This window comes from Paenibacillus sp. FSL K6-1330, assembly GCF_037976825.1.
Classification (GTDB): Bacteria; Bacillota; Bacilli; order Paenibacillales; family Paenibacillaceae; genus Paenibacillus_AQ.
The window spans coordinates 4,070,227-4,089,918 of the sequence record NZ_CP150269.1; the positions used below are offsets into that span (position 1 = coordinate 4,070,227).

A 19,692-nucleotide genomic window follows, 5' to 3' on the forward strand; every position below is an offset into this window, starting at 1 on the left:
AGTTCATATGGCCTTGTACTTTTCTTCATCACCCCATTTCCAATTGTGCTTTTGAGGCGTAGACTTCTGTAACTATATTTATAGCATCCTTAGCTATAATGAGCGTGTCACAATTAAGAATATCATATACATTCAGCGAGTTGGCTTCAGTGGTCTGCACATCTGGAATGTTATTTGCACTTTTATACACGATGTGATCCACCTCAGGTGTTACAATTAGCACTTTCTTATTGGCATGAAGAGCTTTAAGCATCGCGACGATAGCTTTTGTCCTGTAGCTTTCAAGTTTAATATGGTCAACTACAATGAGTTCATCATCTTGTACTTTGGCGGATAAAGCTGATTTGATCGCAAGACGTTTAACCTTTTTATTGAGACGATATCCATAGTCACGAGGTTTGGGACCGAACGCAATACCTCCGTGACGCCAGTGCGGCATACGTATGGAACCCGCTCGAGATCTATTAATTTTATTTTGTTTATAGGGTTTTCTGCCTCCCCCTCTAACTTCGCCACGAGTTAAAGTCGAGTGTGTCCCGCTACGCTTGTTCGCAAGATGGTTAACAACAGCTTCATGCAGAACCGATTCGTTGGGGATAATACCGAAGATGGATTCTTCAAGTTCCATTTCACCCGTAATTTTACCTTCCATATTATAAATAGAAACGTTTAACAATCTTAGCTACCTCCTGATTATCATCGTAAAAAAGTGGATTTCATTATAGGAACGGACAGCTCAAAAGTGAGCAGAAATCATGATAATCAGTAGTTTATTAGATTTTGAATATCAACATTTTCTTTCTACTCACTTATATTACAATCGAAGTATCTACGATAACATCCATCACTTCGACCCCCTCTTGGTGCAAATTTAAATGGTTAATACCCAATGTGTCCCTTACATCTACACGATAACAGATAGAAAATTCATGATCTATATACAAAACGATGCTGTAGTATTTTATATTTGTTAACTCAGAACTAATGCTAATGAACATGTAGTGTGTACTCAGAGTGCAGATTTCTTCTTCTCATTATAAAAATCCCTTCAAGAGTAACAGTGCTCGTGTTTAGCACTCTTGAAGGGAAAAGTAGGCATCTATTTCTGATATATTATTTTTCTGATAGCATAGGTTGATAAAAAGAATGATTCTGCGAGTTCCTCGACTGAAGCGCCAGCTAAATATGCATTCAGAATATCATTATTTCTTTTGTTAATCTCTTTTCGTGCGCCGGACAGCTCTCCCCAGACTTTATGTTCATTTTTTTTAGCGGGTATATAGAGGTATTCTCCTTGTATATAATCCTGCAGTTTTTCAACTAGTTCCTCCGGCAAGACGACAGTAGCATTAATATATCTCACGAACGACTCACTCCTTGAAATTATAGTTCAAGTAGCAAAGCCAGTTTAAATTTTGTTGGCTCCTCCATGCAAATGCTGAAAACCGGCTCTGCATGGAGAATCACATGTGTTATCGATGTATTTTTATGGGACATTGTATTCCCCCTGGTCAGTTGATTGAGTTATTAAATTTTCCCGTTTGATCCATATAGTTGGCCGCATGCTGCGTTAATGTCTGATCCAAATTGGGTCCTGACGGTGACGTTAATCCCCTTTGACTTCAAGATTTTAAGGAACATATTGATGCTGTTCTGATCCGACTCTACAAAACTTTGTGATGTGGCATCAGTAGAATTGTAAGGGATTAGATTGACATGATATAAATGTTCCCATGACCCTCTTCCACGCAACAAATCTGCAACAGCTTCAGCATGTTTAGTCGAATCGTTGATACCCCTCAGCAGGATATAAGCAATGTAGACCTTTCGCTTCGTTTGTTGAATATGCTCATCCAACACGGTCATAACTTCTTCCAATGGAAAATGATTGTTAATTGGCATTAACTCACTTCGCTGATCATTAAACGGTGAATGTAGGGAGAAGGTTAAATTAATCTGTGGAAATTCCTTCGTCAACTTTTTTACTCCAGGTAATAAACCTATTGTAGAAACCGTAATTCTTCGATGCCCTAAACCAAAATGCTGAGGATCCGTCAGCACATGCAATGCATCAAACACATATGGGTTTGCAAGTGCCTCCCCCATCCCCATAAAGGACACACTGTCCAATGGATAGCCATTTAAAGTAAAGTAAAGAAGTTGATCCGTTATTTCATCCGTTGTGAGATTCCTTTTCAAACCAAGTGTTCCCGTAGCGCAAAATGTACAACCAAATCCGCAACCACACTGCGAAGAGATACAATAGGATTCCCATCCAGTTTTATAACTTAACCTTACGGACTCAATGAATTCATCGCCAGGGATGGCAAACAGAATTTTACTAACTTGATTGGATTTCTGCTCCATTTTTGGTGTGATGCTTAACACATTGTTTCCAAGCTCTTTGATTAGTTCATTTCTTAATGGCTTAGGCAAGTTGTTCATTGCTTCAAAAGTTCCAATCCTGTTCCTGAAGATTGCCTCTGTTATTTGCGAATATCTATAATTCGGTTGCTTTAGAGCCGATAAGATCTTACGAATTTTCTCATACTTCGATAAATGCTTCATATCTATCTCCCTTTAAACGGAGAAAACGCAAAAAAGCACCAGCTCACCGGTGCTTTTTTGCGTACATTAACCTAACTATACCTATACAGAAATAAGAGACTACCTATAAATAAGTCACGAACTGTATATATGCATAGAAGGATAAAGTTCCGGTATCTGATTTGTTATTTTGTGAACCTGATCAAACATCGCCTTAAATGACAGGTTCACATGTACATCTACAATTTCAGAAGCAGTCATCACTTTATCCCTCCCATTCAAATCATCATTGTAATCACATAAAAAACTTAACACAATTTATAACTTACGGTCAAGGAGTGTCATTTACGTTATATCTCTGCCTTCTTTGGTTCTGGCAATATGTAGAGACGCAATAAATGAAAGCTTCGCCTACAATTTAATCAACACTTCCGTGCCGTCCTGAGTCTGGACATCGACCAGAACCGTCCCTTTGCAACCTTGCAACTCCTTGATGAGCTGCCTGATCGCTTGCTTCGTACTTTCGTTTTCGAGAATCGACTGCACCAGTTCAATCCCAAACCGGCTGCAGTCCGAATCGAAATCATCCTTCCGGCTCAAGTGCTCACCCGCATGTCCGTCGTGCTTGCTCAGCCAATCCTTCATTTTGCGCTGGACTAAATTGGAAGTCAGGATACCGCTCCCTATACGCAATACGGCATATGGGACTGGAATCGTAAAAGCGTGCTCCTTGCTCTTAACCTTCACAATTATCATAACCCATCACTCAATCACTACAGTGACGGTATCCTTATCACCGGAGCGGATGTCAACGATTTGCCCGTCAAGCTCATTCTCGATTGCATCGATCAGCAGATCAATATCGATATCCTTCACATATTTCGCGGCCTGCGGAATATTGGACGCAATGCTGTGCCCCGCTCCGAGAACAGCCTTTACCAGTTTAATCGGCAAATTGATGTTGACATTATCGTTCTCTTGGGAGGTTACCCGTATTTTCAACGTTTTGTCTAAATAACCGCCGGATGAAGGTGAGAATTTCTTCGAATAGTCGGGTTTCCCCAGCACCTGCACGGCATGTGATGGATGAGCCGTTTGCTTCTCCTTTAGCGCGTCGATCAACTCCGAAGCCTTGTCAGAATCAATTTTGCCTTCCTGCATCATGGACAGCACTTTACTGATTTCTTCTTTCATCGTTTCTTCCTCCTAAAAGTTTTTGTGAACGATGCTTCCTGAATCGGCTTCGTAAAAACTCGCTTCGGAAGCATAGGCTCATTCATCCTTCAACATTTTGACCGCTTCATCCGCGGTGATATCGCCATTCTCCAGCATGGAAATGACTTTCTTCTCATCAACTTCCGGCTTCTTCCGCGTATCATATCCGAGGGCTGTAATGATATCATTGAGCTTGCCCCGTACCGTCGGGTAAGATATGCCCAGCTCTTTCTCCACTTCCTTTATATTGCCTCTGTTTACTAGAAAGGTGATCACAAAATGGAGTTGTTCGGGCGAGAGTAGAGCCAGCTTTGATAATTCAAACGTGTTCTCAATCGTCGTCCGGCAATGTCCGCATTCCAGCTTAACGGCGTGCAGTTGGTGGTCACATACAGGACACTGTGTGATGATGGGATATTTCATGCTCTACTCCTTTCTTTTTTTGAATTATAAATCAATATATTCAATTTGTAAATGCATATAAAATTAATTTAATTAATTTTGTGATTAATTTTATTCATCACAAGAGCTGGAATCCCAAAAAATTTAAAATTCTTTATTAAAAAAGAAAGCCTCAACGAATCCATCGGGATGGAGCCCAGTTTCAACCCGGTTCAACCCTATCAACTCGATGTGACTCTTTTTCAAAACCTCCATCACTTAAGTGGAACTATTCTTTTACAAAAAAGCTGCGAGTTCGCGACTCCTAAAGCTACATGTTCTTATCCTCCGATAAAAAACGGATTGGTCTGCTGAATCATCTTTGATATGCTGATATCAAACATTGGATACGGGAGATGAACATGAGTGTATAAAATACTGATCGTGGACGATGAAGCGGATCTTCGAAAGCTGCTGACCGATTACTTTGAAATCAACGGGTATTTCGTCATGACGGCCAAGGACAGCCGGGAGGCCCTGCGTAAAGTGGAACAAGGACCCGATCTCGTTTTGCTGGATATCAACATGCCTGGGCAGAACGGTCTTGAAGTATGCGAAATCATCAGAGATTTTGTCTCGTGCCCAATCTTATTTTTAACCGCTCGAGTCGAAGATGCCGATAAAGTAGCCGGCTTTCGAGCAGGAGGCGATGACTATATCCTGAAACCCTTTAGTATTCGCGAGCTCGGCGCCAGGGTCGAAGCGCATTTGCGCAGGGAACAGCGAATTCAAACGAAAACCTCGGTGCGGTTTAACAATGATTTGATCCTTAACTATACGTCCCGGGAACTCTATTATCAGGATACACGCATTCCTATGGCTAAAAAAGAGTTCGAGATCATCGAATTGCTGTCCTTGAATCCCGGCACGGTGTTCGAGAAGGAGCGCATTCACGAAAAAATCTGGGGTCTTGACGATGAAGGCGATAGCAGCGTTATCGCGGAGCATATTCGGCGAATTCGCGCCAAATTAAAGGAATACAGCTGTGAAGATCGAATCGAGACGGTTTGGGGTGTAGGATACAAATGGTCGAGATCATGAATAGGCTACTGCTAAAACGACTTACCTTGCTGCAATCGTTTATCCTGTTATGCGTTCTCACGATCTTGGCCGTACTGGCCATCATCACTCTGGAGTTCGCCTGGGCAGAGAACCTGAGGCAACGTTTTGGTGAGACCGATTGGATTCTGCCCTGCCTCGTCGCGGCGGTGCTGCTCACCGTGGCAGCCGGAATTGTCACCATGGCTATTTTATTTTACAGATGGAAACTAAAACGTCCGCTGGAGATATTGAAGCAAGCATCCGAGAATATTTCGGCCAACGATCTAGACTTCAGCATATCCTATGACAGCCGGGACGAGATGGGCGAACTGATCTCCATTTTTGAAAACATGCGCTCACAATTGGAAAAAAATATTAGGACAATCTGGCGATCGGTTGAGGAGCGCAAACAGCTCAATGCGATTTTCGCCCATGATCTGAGGACGCCCCTATCTGTGCTGAAAGGGTATGCGGAGTTTCTCGCCACCTATTACCCCGAAAAGAAATTGTCAGAAGAAAAGGTGCTGGACCTGATCCATACCATGAACCTTCACATCGTTCGTCTGGAAAACTATGCGGAGGCCATGAACTCGATTCAGAAGCTGGAGGACGTCCCGGTGCATCGCCAACCGATGGATATGATCCCGTTGACGGTTTTACTGAACGACAGTGCCCAACAAATTGCTAGGCAGCTCGGCAAAGGCTTCGTCTCTTCCATCGAAAACGCAAATACCATAATAAACGTGGATGCCCATGTCGTCATGCAGGTTTTCGAGAATCTGGTAGCCAATGCGGCGCGATACGCAACCAGTCAGGTGAACGTTTGTTATGTCATCCAGGATGACTCAATCCATGTTACCGTCACAGACGACGGAACCGGTTTCTCGGACGATGCCCTGGACAAGGCTGCGCTTCCTTTTTACCGCGGGGAGGTGTGGGATGCAACCGAACATCGTGGGCTAGGACTTTATGTTTGCAAGGTGCTTTGCGAAATACATGATGGGAGCCTGCAGGTCGAAAATAGACCTCACGGCGGTGGGTGTGTGACGGCACGTTTTGGAATGGAGTTGATAAATAGTTGATAATTATCCGTTAGCATTTCCTTATCACGATTGAAGGAGTGCTATGATGCCGAGAACAAAACAAAGAATGCTTATCGCAATTACCTGCTTGCTTCTGTTATGGACCGTGTTGGCGAAGTCCGTATCCGCGTTGGAAGTCCGAGACCGTACCGAAATTTTGGGGGACATTGACGAATACATGATCCGGAGCATGAAGGCCAATCACATCGGAGGTGCGTCTGTAGCGATATCCCATAACGACGAGGTCTTCTATACAAAAGGCTACGGTACATTTGCTGATGGCCAAAGCATTACGAGCGAGACGCCCTTTCCCATTGCTTCCCTAAGCAAGTCCATTACCGCTTTAGCCGTGCTGCAGCTGGTAGATAAAGGTCGGATTGATCTGGATGAGGCTTACGTTTCCTATTTTCCCGAACTTTCGCCTCGGGATTCCCGAGTCCGTGACATTACGGTCCGACATTTATTGAATCAGACCAGCGGCCTTAATGACAGAACAAATCCCGATATGACAAGGACTCCGCAGTTCCACTCACTGATTGAGGCAAACCCGTTATTAAACGAGGTTGAGCTCGCACATGAACCTGGAACAACCTACAGCTACCATAATCCCAACTACATGCTGTTGGCGAACCTCGTGGAAAGCATAAGCGGAGAGCGTTTTTCGGATTACCTGGATCGTCATATTTTTAAACCTCTGGGTATGAACCATACCTTCAGTGTCAGCACTACGCAGCAAATCAATGGGAATGAAGCTATCCCACCGGGTCATTACTCGATTCTAGGTCGTTCCTTGAGTCGCTCGGAGCCGCTGTGGTTCATTGACGGTCCCGCAGGCATCGTTTCAACCGCGGAAGACATGTCCAAGTGGATGATTGCCCAGTATAGCGGCAACCTTCTTCCCCCGGCGCTGATGAATCAATTTCATTCAGCCGGAGACATTGCTCCGTATGGCATGGGTTGGCTCGCAGATCGAGATGAATCAGGCGGTCGAACGATATCCCACAGTGGCATTTTCTGGACGTACAAGTCGGAAGAAACGGTTTATTTGGACGAGCAGATGGGGATTTCAGTGATGTTTAATTCGGGATTGAACGCTTTTGTGAATTACTCGGCGTTTATCGATGGGATCGCTGATATTATGAGGGGAGAGCAGCCCGAAATCTCTTTTTTTAATGACCGAAACATGGAGACCATCATGATTGTGCTGATCCTCGCGACGCTTATATGGGGAGCGTATGACTATGTTCGTATCCGTCGGAGGAAGAAACGGCTAAGGACCATTCGTTTGATTCTGATCACGGTCGGAAAGCTAATTCCTATCTTAATTCTGTTGTCCCTCTCCCCACTAGTAACGTTTATTGGCGGAGGACGCGTACTGCCTTGGTTCGGCCTCTGGACTACCCTGTCGTCACCCATCATATGGCTTGTTGTATGGTCACTTGTCAATCTTGTGCATTTGGCTTCTTATATAGCATCTATGTTCAAGCACACAAAGAGTGGCCAATTGAAGGCTGACAATCGATAAAGCGACATCCAAGCCGACAACAGGTTCCATCTCCCCACTCCTCGTCTTGGGTTTCGCCGGCCTTTCCACACGCTGGTTCCAAATCCATAGCGTCGCTTGTGATATGGGGTCTACTGCTCTAGTTAGGCTTTGTGTTAAAATGCGCTGTCAAACGTACGCTCCATTGAGTCAGCCTCTGTAGAAACCGCGAAAAAGACAAATGGCCCCTTCGTCTTTAACACATGATGATCGACCAGAAAATATTCATCTGGTCGATAATCCTTGAATTTCATTTTCTGTGCTTCGATTCGTTGCTCAATATTCTCTTTGACGCTTTCTGCCTGACGCTCATCCTTTAGCTTGATGACGGCCAATTCATCAGCTTTTACATTCGATGTAGACGTATAAAAAATAAAATCATCCACGTTGTCTGTATCCATCTTATACAATTTCTGCAGCTTATTCAGATCCTGCTTTTTCATTTCTTTTAGGCTCACTGCCTGTTCGATACTTTTTCCGATTTCGGTAGCCGATAGATGTTCTGAAGTCTTGTCATCCTTGCCTGCGCATCCGGACAAAACGCCAATCACGACGACGAATGCAAGCATAACCGAGTAAAAACTTCTTTTTTCTGTACATTGTTTTTTCATTTTGATCACTCCGTTAAATTTGTTATGGATGGGTCCTCGAAAAACGTATTCGCATTATAAAGCAATAGCATGTCCTGGATCCCCTGTTCGTTCGCAAGCGACGCCAAATCCTCCTCATAATACCGAAGGTCTACCACATGTATTTCGCTATAATGCTTTAATAAGAAAGGAATCAGGCTGTTAGCATACGAATCTTTAACCACCAGCAGCTTTCTACCGCTCGGATTAGCCGTTTTAATATGGATTCGTGCATGATTACCGTTAAGAAACACCGCATATTTATCCTTCCTCTGCAGCTGCTCCATCGCATACAATGAATCCGTGGTCTTCTCTTCATCGACATACGTTACGGTATATTTCTCTTGATCCTTTGGCAAATAAAGCTGCAAGCTATCGGGCTGTATATGTCTGAAACCGCTTTTTGAATAAAGTGAGCCGTAAAATTCATCGGTTACTTGCTGGATGTTAAACTCTGCCTCTTTCTGTGGTGTCAACCCCATTTGTCTGCAAAGTTCCAGGTAAGCTATATAAGCTCCTTTCGTCGTCCAATGATGATCGGTTTTATAATATATAGCTTGATCACGCTCAGCATATAAACTTGGAAAAACATCAATAAAACGAATATTGGGATGCAGGAAGCGCCGGACCTTTTCCAGGTACGCTTCTTCATCGCCGACCATGGCATATTTCGGGAGCTTGTCTTTATACAGAGCCGCTGCCGTTGGCGCCAGCATCACATGTTTGTTCAACCCGGGCGTGGCATGGTCAAACGCATGAATGGCATCAACCTTCCCCTTCCAATCCTCTTCTGCAGGGGGAATAAAATTCTGAATCAGATACCCGTCTTTGCCGATGTAAATTCCGTTGTTCTCCTTTTTCCCCATCATGCGGTCCGTATCGGTTTTTGTCCCGATCCAAAAGTCTCTAAAAACAAATTGGTCGGACACATATTTTTCGAAATCAAGAGTGAAATCACCAGACACCAATGCTTTCAGCGAGAAATGCGGCGGCTGCTCCAGCATCCGATTCTCAGATTCCGATAATGTACGATCCGGCGCCACAAGATTGAGAGCGGTGATCGCTCCTATAAATATCAGCAGTAATAAGGCCAGCAACTTCCGGTTGATTTTGTCATATTTGTTCATAGCTGTCCCCTTTTAAAATCGAAAATATAAAAACGGATTGTAGGTTGCATTGACCAAATAAGCCGTCGACAGAACCATGAATAGAAAATAGATAACCGGTACGGCAATCATGCTGGCAATTCTCCATTTTTCCTTTATGAAGGATAACATCTTTCCCGGAAGCGGAGTCGCACAGAATGCCAATACGACTAGTAATACAACATTCGTAGACAAATCATAGAGCGCCTGCTGATCCGCAAAAACATGCCCGCCGAAACCGAACATCGCGCCAATGAAACGCCAAGCGGAAGAGAGTGTCTCCATTTCGAACAAAACCCAGCCGATGATGACGACCAGAAGCGTATAGACATGGCCGACAAAAGCAGATCTGCGTTCCAACCATTGCAGAAGCAATAGTTTCTCGATGATCACAAAGAATCCGAAATACAAGCCCCACACGATAAAGTTCCAGCTGGAGCCATGCCATAATCCGGTTAAAAACCATACAATCAGTAAATTCCGGAGCTGCTTCTTAAGCCCAGATCGATTACCGCCAAGCGGTATATAAACGTACTCCCGAAACCAGCTCCCAAGCGATATATGCCATCTGCGCCAAAATTCGGTTACACTTTTAGAGATGTAGGGATAACGGAAATTTTCCATGAAATCAAATCCGAACATTTTCCCCAGTCCCCGTGCCATATCAGAATAACCGCTGAAGTCAAAATAGATTTGCAGTGTAAATGCGGTAATGCCAAGCCAGGCGGAGAGTACGCTCAGTTCCTCGATCGGCGTCGCTTTAACACTCGCCCACAATAATCCGATATTGTTGGCCAACAGCACTTTTTTGGCAAGTCCCCTAATGAACAGTTCCGCCCCTTCGCCAAAACGGTCCAGCGACACCTTACGGGAAACAAGCTGTTCCGCAATATCGCCGTATTTGACGATGGGACCCGCTACAAGCTGCGGGAACATGGTCACATATGCCCCAAAAGAGATGAAATTTCTCTGCACCGATACTTTATCCAAGTAAACGTCAACGACATAAGACATCGTTTGAAAGGTATAGAAAGATATGCCCACAGGCAGCGGCAAATCGGCCGCTTGGATATTCATGTGAAACAACTGATTGATGTTGTCCACGACAAAATCCGCATATTTGAAAAATCCGAGAATCCCCAGACTGCCGACCATCGAGCCGATAAAAATCGATCTGGCAATCAGCTTCCGATGTCTATATTTATCGATCAGCAGCCCGTTGATATAATCGAAGACCGTGGAGAAGATCATAATAAAAATGTATAAAGGCTCTCCCCATGCATAAAAGATCAGGCTGACAACAAGGAGGACAGCATTTCGAAATTTCATCGGAGATACGTAATAGATCAGAATGGTGACCGGCAGAAAGAGGAACAGGAATATTAGGCTGCTAAAGACCAATACTCACACCCCCATGTTGATTGATCCATTGCATGCTATTCCACTTGATCTTTTAGCAGATCCAGCATTCTAGTGTAAAACTCTGGTTTGAAATGAATGCCGTCCGAGTCGTACAGATCATTTGAGCCGTTTGAAAATATTGGGGACAAGTCAACATATCCAATGTTCTCTTTCTCCGCCAACTCTTTTAAGCCTTGGTTATAATCATTGATATTTTTGTATCTTGGTTCCAGTTCTTCCGCTTTCGCCGTCACCGGAGTTACTGATAAAAGGGTTACTTTCGCTTGTGGAAGTTTTTCCTTGATCGTACCGATCAGCTTCGCATAGTTATTCATGGAATAGGCTTTGGGGTTATCCGCTGGCCATAAAATGTCATCCGAACCCAAGAGGATAAAGATTCGTTCCGGGTCCCGCTTGATCAACTCATCCATATCTTGAAGTGCAAACTCCGCCGTTTTACCTGCGCCTCCCAGAACATTCTCCTCTTTCAGCACATCATGGAAAGATAAACCCTCCGTAATGGAATCCCCAAAAAATACGCTGTTCTGGAAGAACACTTGATACGCGGTTTCTACTGAGCCTTTTGATTCCGTTGCCTGTTCTTGGCTTTGAGTGGTCGATTGCTGCGGACTCGAGCTTATGGATTCGTTTCCGCATGCTGCCAAAGCAAGTGTAATACTCCCAATTACTAGGGTTGCTACTGTTTTTTTCATGTTCATGTTCCTCTCTTTAATTTAATTTTAGAGCTTCTTTAATTCCGTCTAGAATGGAGCTTGCCATCCGGTATTGGAAATCTTCCGTCAGCATTTCATTCTCTTCTTGCGGATTCGTTAAATAACCCATTTCGATTAGAGCCGCCGGCATGTTCGATTCCTTCAAGACGAAGAAATCCTCTTTTTTTACTCCCCGGTCCCGAAATCCGCTGGTTTGGACCATATGCTTTTGCAAAATTTCCGCCAAAAACAGGGAATCTTCATGGTAATAGTAGGTTTCAGTACCAGAAACGCTAGCGTCTTCGTACGTATTCCCGTGAATGGATATAAACAAATCTGCACCCAGTTGATTGCCGATTTCCGGGCGTTCCCGGTCAATCGAAGATATAAAGCGATCTTCTGATCGAGTGAGAACCACCTCAATTTGCGGCTCCTGTTTCGCCAGTTCTTCTACCTTAAGCGCTACCTGCAGCGTAAAATCCTTCTCAAAATTTCCACTGGCTCCCGTTGCACCGTTATCCTTACCGCCATGTCCTGAATCGATCACGACCTTATAAGGGGTTTCTGGCTGGTGTTCTAGCATTCTTATCTTATCCGAGCGGACATCCATGCCGGTTTTACGGTCGCTTGCTGTCCCTTCCCCGGAAACAAGTTGATATAGCAGAACGATCACCAGCACAGACAAAAGGGTAATTATAATCGAGCTGCCTTTTTTCATACGTTCTCTCCTCCTCCTGAAAAAAGTGTAATCTTCAGAGATAAAGATAAGGTGCAGATAATATCAAACTTTCATAGAGTATTAGGCTTAGGTTGCGGCAAACAAAAGGAAGCTGTTCCTGACAGGTCCATAAGAGACCTTCAAGAACAGCTCCCTGTTCCAAAGGATGCTATTGCTGCGTCTACAAGCGATGATCCTTTTGAAAATTCAAGTGAAAATGCTCGTTATCGTCGTAAACACCAAATTGGTAGCCTTCTTCTTCGTAGAATTCGATGATCTCCGGAAGAACCTGCAGGGTTTGCGGCTTTTCGTGCATCAATACGACTTCCAAATCGACTTTTGTTGCTTGTTTGATATTCTCGACAATTTGATCCGGGTGATCCTTCAGTTGCCAATCATTCGATTCAATGGTCCAATCCCAAATCTTGATTCCTTCTTGGGCAATTTGGTCGCGCAGCATCTTATCGTCCAGTCCAGGCGCTGAACCGTATGGCGGACGCACCAAATTCGGCCGTTCACCTGTAATTTCATGGATCAACGCCAAGTTGTCTTTCATCTCAGATACGAATTGCCTCTCTTCGTACAGTTTGTTGTATTCGTGAGTCATGCTGTGACCGCCAATATAATGTCCCTCGTCTGCTGCACGCTTCACGACACTTTGCAGATCCTTGCGCTGCAGGTTGCTTCCTTGCATAAAAAAAGTCGCCTTTACGCCATATTGCTGCAAAACGTCAAGAAACTCCTCCGTCCATTCGCTCGGACCGTCGTCAAACGTTAAATAAACGATCTTCCCTTCCGGTTTAGGTTGGCTAACATTCCTTGCAATCAGTTGGTTCACAGACTGTTCTCCATGCTGACCCAAAACGGGAGCCTTATCCCATGGCAACCACTTCATCAGACAAAAACAAAGCAAACCAATCGCTGCAAGCGAAATAAGTCGCCGTCTGCGTTTTTTTGTTTTAAGCTTTCTTTTCCTCAGAAATAAACATAAGAAAAACATCGATCGACGTACTTTCTCAGTAGACATAAATTAAAAAAGCGCAGAACCGGGTTCTACGCTTTCTTATTCAAATAAAAATAGAATAGGACTCCATTGGGAGTGTTGGTTACACCATATGGGACACCATGCATTTCCAGAATCTTTTTGGAGATGGAAAGGCCAAGTCCGGTCCCTCCAGTCGACCGTTTTCGGGAAGGCTCGCCGCGATAAAACCGGTCCCAGATCTTCTCAAGCTGTTCGCCTTGAATGTGGGCTCCTTTATTTTCGATGCAAACTTTAACGGTCTCCCCATCTTCTATAATGCTGACGAGAATGGACTCCTGCTCCGGCGTATAGCGAATCGCGTTACTGAGGAAATTGACAACGACTTGCTCAATTCGCCGCTCATTTGCCAGCACTTCGACAGGTTTCAGAGACATATCAAGATGTAATTTCTTTGCCTCTAAGTCCGTAGCCAATTTTGCGCATACCCGCTCGATGACGGCGTCGATATAAAAGGAATCCTTGTTCATTTTATACGTTCCCGATTCATATTTTGCCAATTCTAGCATGTCCACGATCAGCAGATCCATCCTCTTGACTTCGTCTTCCATGGCCTCAAAATAATAATCCCGCTTATGGCTTGCAACCCCGTCCTTCAAAATCGCAAGACAGCTTTGTATGACGCTTAACGGCGTTTTCAACTCATGAGATACGCCGGATATAAATTCTTTTCTCGTATTCTCCAGCTGCTTCTCTTTCTCGATGTCCTGCTCAAGCTGGAGAATATGGGAGTGCAGCCGCTCGGAGAGCTCATTAATGTTGCGCGACAAGTCTCCGATTTCATCCTTTGTTGTGATCGGGATTTTCTCCGAGAAATCGAGGTCTGCCATTTGCCGGGTGGTGCGGTTGATGCGCAGCAGCGGCCTGGCGATCTGGCGGGAATAATAGAACGATGCCAGCATCACGAGGAGAAGCGTCGCGATAATGATGTAAGCATAATAATTTTGGATCATTCCCGCGGCTTCGTTGACCGGCTGAAGCGACGTCATCGCAAACAAGTATGCCGGATTACCGTCACCATCTTGAATGCGGTCCACGAAAATTTTATAGTCCACGCGGTATTCCTCGACATCCATAGTCCGATTCGAATTCACGGCAGGATCATAGTCGCCGTACAGCAGATCCGCTTGGAAAGCTTTGATACGGTCCAGAAACAAGTGATTCGTATAACGAGAAACTTCTGCGCCTTTCGGTATCCGGACTTTCGCAATGGTTCCTTTGACCAGAAATCCGGGATATTTTTCACGATATTGGATCACGTTCGTTCGATTGAGGACCTCGCCCTCTTTGTTCACCATCTGCCGATTTTCCAGCTGGTTTTCCTCTCTCAGATTGTATGCGTGCCTCGCCATCCGCTGGATCACCGGCTTATTGTTCATGATCAAGCCTTCGATCGCAATCGGTTCCCCTTCTTTGATCCAAGGAGTGAGGAACGGATTATTGCTGCTGAAGTCCTCTACGTTGATAAAACTGTATAGAGGTACGTTCAACGTTTTATTGGAGAACATGGCATCATCCGAATGTTCCAGCTTGATTTCCATGATGTAATCTTCGGTATATTTCAGATTCCCCCGGGCGTCCAGCGTCGCGATCCATGTGTTGTTCTTTTGATAGAAGTCTTGCTCGAGCTTGACCATCTCTTGGGCGTTCGCGGCACGATTCAAGTCGCTTTGTTCATAAGCCTGCAGCGCCTTGTTAACGCTCTTCACTTTCTGGTGAACATAATACTGTTTGAAAAATACGGTTTGCCCTATAAAAATCACGGCAAGAATGAACAAGCATAATCCCGTCGTAAATAGGAACAGCTTAAGAACAATGCCTTGTTTCATAACTTGTCCTCGAACTTATAACCTGATCGAACGATCGTGGAAATATGTTTGGCAGGCTCCCCTAACTTGGAACGCAAATTACGGATATGGCTGTTGACGGTCCGATCGTCGCCGACAAAATCATACCCCCAGATTTTTGTAATCAGCTGTTCTCTGGTGATAATAATTCCTTTGTTTTTCATCAGATAAGCCAAAATTTCAAATTCCGTATGCGTCAAACTGCAGTTTACCCCATCCACCGTAACCGTTCGGGATGGAAAGTGGATGGAAATACCGTTGCTGGACAATGCATCGTCTTCCTGGTCCCGGGTCTGTCTGCTCTCCAAAAGCCGCTTCGCCCGGGCCAACAGGATGGCAGGGCTGTACGGTTTGGTTACGTAGTCGTCGGCTCCCAGTTCAAACCCCATCAAGGTATCATCCTCATCCGAACGGGCCGTCAGCATGATAATTGGAACGTTTGATACTTTTCGAATGCGTTTGCATACGGACCATCCGTCCAACTCAGGGAGCATGATATCCAGAATGATCAGATCCAGCTCATGTTCCTGGAATAACGCCAGAGCTTTTTTTCCATCGTCCGCTTCAAGCACTTCATAACCTTCTTCAAGCAAATAATCTTTTATGATTTCTCGTAAAATCTGCTCATCTTCTACAATCATTATTGTTTTAGACATGTGACAACCTCTCAAGTTTTAATGAGCATGACATTAGCCCTTAGACTCACCAGTATGTGCATCATTTGGATATTAGCACTTTTTCACATGCTAGACAAACGTTGTTATCTAAATACAACTCTAATCTATTTTGGGACCAAAATCGCATATCTGGCGGCACTCCTAAACCTGCCACTTCCCTACATTACGAATTCCATCAAGTAATCCAGAAGCAGCGGATAGAAATCCGGCTTGAAGTGAACGCCGTTGTCCGCGTAACGGATTTTGTTGGCGGCAAAGAGGGTTGACAAGTCCACGTAATCGACTTTCATTTCATCGGCCAACTGATCAAGTGCTTGGTTGTAGTCCGTAATGCTCGCATCCCGAGGCTCTTGCTTCACGGCTTCCTCGTCGACTGGCGGGATCGACAGTACGTACACGCGCGCCGTCGGCAATAGTTCCCTTATACGATCAACCAGATGGGTGTATTGCTGTATGAACGTCTTCTTCGCTTCCTCTCTCGGTTCCCCTAGATCGTTCTGCCCCAATGACAGGAACACATACGACGGTTTGCGGCTGGTGATCTCTTCGACGTTGCCCAGCGTAGATTGGACCGTTGCGCCCAATCCCCCCATAACGTTTGCCCCAGGCAGCAGGTCCTCGTTCGTCAGTCCTCCGATAATAGAGTCGCCTAGGAACAAGCTGCTGCCGAACAATTCCTGGACGCCGTTCACAGGCTCTTGCGTCGTACCGAGCTTAGACTGACCCGTGTCGTCAGCCGCACTACAGGCGACGAGGGTCGATAGTATCACTGTTGACAAAAAAATGCTTACCCAGCGTTGTATCATTTTCACACACAATAACTCCTTTCTTGCAAGGCATCCATATCATAGGATAGAGAAATCAATTTCAGGTGCAGAAAGGATCAATTCGTCTTCAATTTATTATTCGATACCATTCTAGGAAGAAAGGTAATACCGAGGGGAAAGACAACGGGTGTAAATTGGAGTGAATAATGCGGGAGGGGTGGGCCATGAATAACAAAATGAATGAATTTATGAATTGGGCTAAAGAAAGCGGCTGGACGATAAACAAAAATCCGGCTAACAATGTATATTTAAGTGGCAGCTTTATAGCTAGATATAAAGAAATTCCTAATGAATATTTAGATTTTTTAGTGTTGTAAAACAATGCATCACACTTAGGGCGTGTATGCAAACTATGAACTCAGGCATAAATTGGGTAATCTTAACCTATGAGAAGACGATACGAGATACGAGACGACCAATGGGAATTCATTAAATACTTACTGCCACAGGAGAGAAAACCGCAAGGCGGACGCCCTGCTATCGATAACCGAAAAATGTTCAACGTCATGCTCTGGGTGCTTCGCTCAGGTGCCCCGTGGTGAGACTTGCCTGAATACTACGGGGCATGGAGCACGGTCTACAGTCGTTTCCGTCGTTGGGGGAAATCCGGCATTTTCGATCGCATGCTTGCCGTGTTGGCGGCTGATCCCGATGACAAATATGTCATACTTGATTCCTCCATTGTGTGTGTTCATCAACACGGCACGGGGGCAAAAGGGGGCAGCAATTCCAAGCGATCGGTCGATCAAGAAAAATCGTCTTGGCGGATCGCGGATATGATACTGATAAAACCGTCATTCCAAGTAAGAAGAAATCGAACCACACGGACAACAGACTGGTGGTTATAAAAACAGGGTTATCTGGTGGAACCCTCCCGGTGGACGATGCGGCAATATTAAGTGTACAGCTAGCAGGATGACAAGCGTCCCGTTCCGATAAATTGGCATCTGATTCAGCCAACTATGATGTCCGAAACAGTGGCATCCTTTCGCGCCTGTTATCTTTCGTTTTCTCCAATACAGGATGGTGAATACGCCAAGCAACAAAATCGCCAAATCAATTCCCCACTACACTACCCCATAGGATAAGATTTCATAGCGAAAATTCGTTACGTTAGTTACCTTGCTACGTAGTGCCAGCAAGAAGATCGCTGAAAACAGGACATCAAGCGCATAACTAAACACGATCATGGCTCTTCACTCGCCTGTTCCTTCTACCTTGTCGCTCTCAACAGAATCAGTTAGTTTTCCGTCTTTCATACGGATTACACGATCTGTTGCTGATGCAACTATCGGGTCATGCGTGACGATAACGATGGTCACTTGCTTGTCTGTATTTATCTTGCGTAGCAAAGTTATTATCGCCTCGGATGTCACAGTATCCAGAGCTCCAGTAGGCTCATCAGCCCAGATGGCGCGAGGATTATGGACAATAGCGCGGGCAATTGCAACCCGCTGGGCTTGTCCTCCGGACAGTTCATGCGGCATGGCCTTCAACTTATCCGTTAGCATGACATCTTCAAGTGCCGCCTTTGCAGCTTTGTGGGCAACTGACCTCTGAGCGCCCTGACTGATAAGCGGCAACGCCACATTATCAATGACATTCAACACAGGAATCAAATTGTATTGCTGATAGACAAAACCCATCGACGTCAATCTGAGCGCGGAGACATCTTTTTCTCTCATTTGGTGTATTGCTTGCTTGTCGAACCAAATTTCGCCACTGTCAGCTGGCTCGATACCTGACAGCGTATAAAGCAGCGTAGACTTACCACAACCGGATGGCCCCATAATGCTCACCATCTCGCCCCTATGAATGCGTAAATCCACCCCTGATAATGCGACTGTTTGTGGAGTCGCTACCATGCCGTAGCTCTTACGAACATCTTTGGCTACAATCATGATCGAGAAACCTCCTCTACCACGGGCATAAGACCTAATTGGGCAATCGTTCCCTTCGTCGTCGTCACCTCTCCCACATGCCCCATGTAGGCAATCGTACGGTCAGCGTTAAGTACATAGGCATAGGGGGTAAATTCCGGGCGGTACACGTTATGGAATTCCTCAGCGGAAGCGGACAGTACGTCAAAGGAAAAGTCAAAGTGCTGCTGGATTGCTTGGGCTTCATTCACGTCACCATCGGTTACAAGAACAATCTCCCCATCGAATACATCGGCAACACTTTCGAGTTTTGGCAGCAACTCAACACATACTGCACAATACAAAGAGATAATGACAATTAACGTGGAGTTGCGATGTTGTATTCGTCCAGCAAACATCGGCACTTCACCCAAGTGATATTTTTCAGGCGCTTTACTACTCGGTTCTCGCAATGAATCGAACAACCGGCTGATCTTAGTCATCATGGCGAATCATCTCCTTATCAATAAAGTCTAGTACCGGTATCAGTGTCGGCAAAGACCTGAATGGAGCCGCTTGCAATATGACCCCGTTTCTGTCCAGTGCTGCCGCCCATGGAACGCCAGCAAAGTGTTTTTTCCAATTCTCCGTCTCCATATGAAACACTTCCGCATACGCAGCAAACGCTTCATAGAATAAGGGCATATTGTCCTCCAGTGTGTCCACTAGCATGACCGTATTAACCGAATGCATCTGATAGTAATCGGATAACACAGCAAGGGCATCTTGGCAAGCCGCACACCGAGTAGAAACGACAATCACTAACAGTCCGTTTCCTAAAAAATCATATAGATTTTTCGTCCCTACGGGGAAGTTAGGAAGCAACTCCCCAATCTCGGGTACAACACGTTGCTGCGCCTTTTTCAAGAATTTCCTGTAACCATTATGTTCCATCAGTCATCCTC

General features: G+C 45.0%; 23 protein-coding genes. 5 read left to right on the plus strand and 18 right to left on the minus strand.

Annotated elements, in window-relative coordinates; translation table 11 throughout:
- Positions 1-28 precede the first annotated feature (28 nt).
- From rplD to NYE54_RS18250, 6 genes are all read right to left on the minus strand, one after another.
- On the minus strand, positions 29-676 hold the full coding sequence (rplD, locus tag NYE54_RS18225) for a 50S ribosomal protein L4 (protein WP_339265120.1): 648 nt from the start codon (positions 674-676) through the stop codon (positions 29-31).
- 423 nt (positions 677-1,099) lie between these two features.
- The gene (locus NYE54_RS18230) at positions 1,100-1,363 is read right to left on the minus strand and encodes a CD3324 family protein (protein ID WP_076321494.1); all 264 of its coding nucleotides are present in this window, start codon (positions 1,361-1,363) and stop codon (positions 1,100-1,102) included.
- 164 nt (positions 1,364-1,527) lie between these two features.
- Complete coding sequence (locus NYE54_RS18235; protein WP_339265122.1) at positions 1,528-2,568, minus strand: Cfr family 23S rRNA (adenine(2503)-C(8))-methyltransferase; 1,041 nt, start codon at positions 2,566-2,568, stop codon at positions 1,528-1,530.
- Between the two features lie 390 nt (positions 2,569-2,958).
- On the minus strand, positions 2,959-3,303 hold the full coding sequence (locus NYE54_RS18240; RefSeq protein ID WP_083659587.1) for a hypothetical protein: 345 nt from the start codon (positions 3,301-3,303) through the stop codon (positions 2,959-2,961).
- A 6-nt stretch (positions 3,304-3,309) separates the two neighbouring features.
- Positions 3,310-3,741 (minus strand): hypothetical protein, encoded by a 432-nt coding sequence (locus NYE54_RS18245; protein WP_076321496.1) that lies wholly within the window; start codon positions 3,739-3,741, stop codon positions 3,310-3,312.
- A gap of 78 nt (positions 3,742-3,819) precedes the next feature.
- Positions 3,820-4,185 (minus strand): DUF2089 domain-containing protein, encoded by a 366-nt coding sequence (locus NYE54_RS18250; RefSeq protein ID WP_076321497.1) that lies wholly within the window; start codon positions 4,183-4,185, stop codon positions 3,820-3,822.
- A gap of 384 nt (positions 4,186-4,569) precedes the next feature.
- On the opposite strand from NYE54_RS18250, the gene NYE54_RS18255 reads away from it, so the two are divergent.
- Genes NYE54_RS18255 through NYE54_RS18265 form a run of 3 tightly spaced genes read left to right on the plus strand, consistent with a single transcriptional unit; the run spans position 4,570 to position 7,851 of the window.
- Positions 4,570-5,244, plus strand: a complete 675-nt coding sequence (locus tag NYE54_RS18255) for a response regulator transcription factor (RefSeq protein WP_339265124.1) — start codon at positions 4,570-4,572, stop codon at positions 5,242-5,244.
- The gene (locus NYE54_RS18260; protein WP_339265125.1) at positions 5,229-6,326 is read left to right on the plus strand and encodes an ATP-binding protein; all 1,098 of its coding nucleotides are present in this window, start codon (positions 5,229-5,231) and stop codon (positions 6,324-6,326) included. Before NYE54_RS18255 ends, NYE54_RS18260 begins: the two co-directional genes overlap by 16 nt.
- Positions 6,327-6,372: 46 nt before the next feature.
- A complete protein-coding gene (locus NYE54_RS18265; protein ID WP_339265127.1) occupies positions 6,373-7,851 on the plus strand; it encodes a serine hydrolase domain-containing protein in 1,479 nt (492 codons plus the stop codon).
- A gap of 134 nt (positions 7,852-7,985) precedes the next feature.
- Here NYE54_RS18265 and NYE54_RS18270 read toward each other — a convergent pair whose 3' ends face one another.
- The 9 genes from NYE54_RS18270 to NYE54_RS18310 form a co-directional block, all read right to left on the minus strand.
- On the minus strand, positions 7,986-8,480 hold the full coding sequence (locus NYE54_RS18270) for a DUF4358 domain-containing protein (protein ID WP_339265129.1): 495 nt from the start codon (positions 8,478-8,480) through the stop codon (positions 7,986-7,988).
- Positions 8,481-8,485: 5 nt separating this feature from the next.
- Positions 8,486-9,625: a DHHW family protein gene (locus tag NYE54_RS18275; protein WP_339265131.1), complete on the minus strand. Its 1,140-nt coding sequence runs from the start codon at positions 9,623-9,625 to the stop codon at positions 8,486-8,488.
- A gap of 12 nt (positions 9,626-9,637) precedes the next feature.
- Entirely contained in the window at positions 9,638-11,044 is a 1,407-nt protein-coding gene (locus NYE54_RS18280) for an MBOAT family protein (protein WP_339265132.1), read from the minus strand.
- Positions 11,045-11,079: 35 nt separating this feature from the next.
- A complete protein-coding gene (locus NYE54_RS18285) occupies positions 11,080-11,763 on the minus strand; it encodes a GDSL-type esterase/lipase family protein (RefSeq protein WP_339265133.1) in 684 nt (227 codons plus the stop codon).
- Positions 11,764-11,773: 10 nt separating this feature from the next.
- Complete coding sequence (locus NYE54_RS18290) at positions 11,774-12,475, minus strand: N-acetylmuramoyl-L-alanine amidase (protein ID WP_339265135.1); 702 nt, start codon at positions 12,473-12,475, stop codon at positions 11,774-11,776.
- 181 nt (positions 12,476-12,656) lie between these two features.
- Positions 12,657-13,475 carry a polysaccharide deacetylase family protein gene (locus NYE54_RS18295; RefSeq protein ID WP_339265136.1) on the minus strand — a complete coding sequence of 273 codons (819 nt, stop codon included), beginning with the start codon at positions 13,473-13,475 and terminating at the stop codon, positions 12,657-12,659.
- A 53-nt stretch (positions 13,476-13,528) separates the two neighbouring features.
- Complete coding sequence (locus tag NYE54_RS18300) at positions 13,529-15,346, minus strand: HAMP domain-containing sensor histidine kinase (protein WP_339265138.1); 1,818 nt, start codon at positions 15,344-15,346, stop codon at positions 13,529-13,531.
- Positions 15,343-16,020, minus strand: a complete 678-nt coding sequence (locus tag NYE54_RS18305) for a response regulator transcription factor (protein WP_339265140.1) — start codon at positions 16,018-16,020, stop codon at positions 15,343-15,345. The genes NYE54_RS18300 and NYE54_RS18305 overlap by 4 nt, the downstream gene beginning before the upstream one ends.
- 179 nt (positions 16,021-16,199) lie before the next feature.
- Positions 16,200-16,847, minus strand: a complete 648-nt coding sequence (locus NYE54_RS18310) for a GDSL-type esterase/lipase family protein (RefSeq protein WP_339273553.1) — start codon at positions 16,845-16,847, stop codon at positions 16,200-16,202.
- A gap of 185 nt (positions 16,848-17,032) precedes the next feature.
- On the opposite strand from NYE54_RS18310, the gene NYE54_RS18315 reads away from it, so the two are divergent.
- The gene (locus NYE54_RS18315; RefSeq protein ID WP_339265142.1) at positions 17,033-17,185 is read left to right on the plus strand and encodes a hypothetical protein; all 153 of its coding nucleotides are present in this window, start codon (positions 17,033-17,035) and stop codon (positions 17,183-17,185) included.
- 228 nt (positions 17,186-17,413) lie between these two features.
- Positions 17,414-17,716 carry a hypothetical protein gene (locus NYE54_RS18320; RefSeq protein WP_339265144.1) on the plus strand — a complete coding sequence of 101 codons (303 nt, stop codon included), beginning with the start codon at positions 17,414-17,416 and terminating at the stop codon, positions 17,714-17,716.
- Positions 17,717-18,064: 348 nt separating this feature from the next.
- On the opposite strand, the gene NYE54_RS18325 is transcribed toward NYE54_RS18320, so the two are convergent.
- From NYE54_RS18325 to NYE54_RS18335, 3 genes are read right to left on the minus strand one after another with little or no spacing between them, the layout of a single operon-like run.
- The gene (locus NYE54_RS18325) at positions 18,065-18,769 is read right to left on the minus strand and encodes an ABC transporter ATP-binding protein (RefSeq protein ID WP_339265145.1); all 705 of its coding nucleotides are present in this window, start codon (positions 18,767-18,769) and stop codon (positions 18,065-18,067) included.
- Positions 18,766-19,233 (minus strand): hypothetical protein, encoded by a 468-nt coding sequence (locus NYE54_RS18330; protein ID WP_339265147.1) that lies wholly within the window; start codon positions 19,231-19,233, stop codon positions 18,766-18,768. Before NYE54_RS18330 ends, NYE54_RS18325 begins: the two co-directional genes overlap by 4 nt.
- Positions 19,223-19,681 (minus strand): hypothetical protein, encoded by a 459-nt coding sequence (locus NYE54_RS18335; RefSeq protein ID WP_339265148.1) that lies wholly within the window; start codon positions 19,679-19,681, stop codon positions 19,223-19,225. The genes NYE54_RS18330 and NYE54_RS18335 overlap by 11 nt, the downstream gene beginning before the upstream one ends.
- Positions 19,682-19,692 lie beyond the last annotated feature (11 nt).

Excerpts from the sequence above, each read along its gene's own strand:
- NYE54_RS18245 (WP_076321496.1), bottom strand. The coding sequence starts at position 3,741 with ATGAAAGAAGAAATCAGTAAAGTGCTGTCCATGATGCAGGAAGGCAAA.
- NYE54_RS18315 (WP_339265142.1), top strand. The coding sequence starts at position 17,033 with ATGAATAACAAAATGAATGAATTTATGAATTGGGCTAAAGAAAGCGGC.
- NYE54_RS18295 (WP_339265136.1), bottom strand. The coding sequence starts at position 13,475 with ATGTTTTTCTTATGTTTATTTCTGAGGAAAAGAAAGCTTAAAACAAAA.
- NYE54_RS18250 (WP_076321497.1), bottom strand. The coding sequence starts at position 4,185 with ATGAAATATCCCATCATCACACAGTGTCCTGTATGTGACCACCAACTG.
- NYE54_RS18285 (WP_339265133.1), bottom strand. The coding sequence starts at position 11,763 with ATGAACATGAAAAAAACAGTAGCAACCCTAGTAATTGGGAGTATTACA.
- NYE54_RS18305 (WP_339265140.1), bottom strand. The coding sequence starts at position 16,020 with ATGTCTAAAACAATAATGATTGTAGAAGATGAGCAGATTTTACGAGAA.
- NYE54_RS18330 (WP_339265147.1), bottom strand. The coding sequence starts at position 19,233 with ATGATGACTAAGATCAGCCGGTTGTTCGATTCATTGCGAGAACCGAGT.
- NYE54_RS18325 (WP_339265145.1), bottom strand. The coding sequence starts at position 18,769 with ATGATTGTAGCCAAAGATGTTCGTAAGAGCTACGGCATGGTAGCGACT.
- NYE54_RS18265 (WP_339265127.1), top strand. The coding sequence starts at position 6,373 with ATGCCGAGAACAAAACAAAGAATGCTTATCGCAATTACCTGCTTGCTT.
- NYE54_RS18260 (WP_339265125.1), top strand. The coding sequence starts at position 5,229 with ATGGTCGAGATCATGAATAGGCTACTGCTAAAACGACTTACCTTGCTG.
- NYE54_RS18310 (WP_339273553.1), bottom strand. The coding sequence starts at position 16,847 with ATGATACAACGCTGGGTAAGCATTTTTTTGTCAACAGTGATACTATCG.
- NYE54_RS18270 (WP_339265129.1), bottom strand. The coding sequence starts at position 8,480 with ATGAAAAAACAATGTACAGAAAAAAGAAGTTTTTACTCGGTTATGCTT.
- NYE54_RS18240 (WP_083659587.1), bottom strand. The coding sequence starts at position 3,303 with ATGATAATTGTGAAGGTTAAGAGCAAGGAGCACGCTTTTACGATTCCA.
- NYE54_RS18290 (WP_339265135.1), bottom strand. The coding sequence starts at position 12,475 with ATGAAAAAAGGCAGCTCGATTATAATTACCCTTTTGTCTGTGCTGGTG.
- NYE54_RS18235 (WP_339265122.1), bottom strand. The coding sequence starts at position 2,568 with ATGAAGCATTTATCGAAGTATGAGAAAATTCGTAAGATCTTATCGGCT.
- NYE54_RS18300 (WP_339265138.1), bottom strand. The coding sequence starts at position 15,346 with ATGAAACAAGGCATTGTTCTTAAGCTGTTCCTATTTACGACGGGATTA.
- NYE54_RS18335 (WP_339265148.1), bottom strand. The coding sequence starts at position 19,681 with ATGGAACATAATGGTTACAGGAAATTCTTGAAAAAGGCGCAGCAACGT.
- NYE54_RS18275 (WP_339265131.1), bottom strand. The coding sequence starts at position 9,625 with ATGAACAAATATGACAAAATCAACCGGAAGTTGCTGGCCTTATTACTG.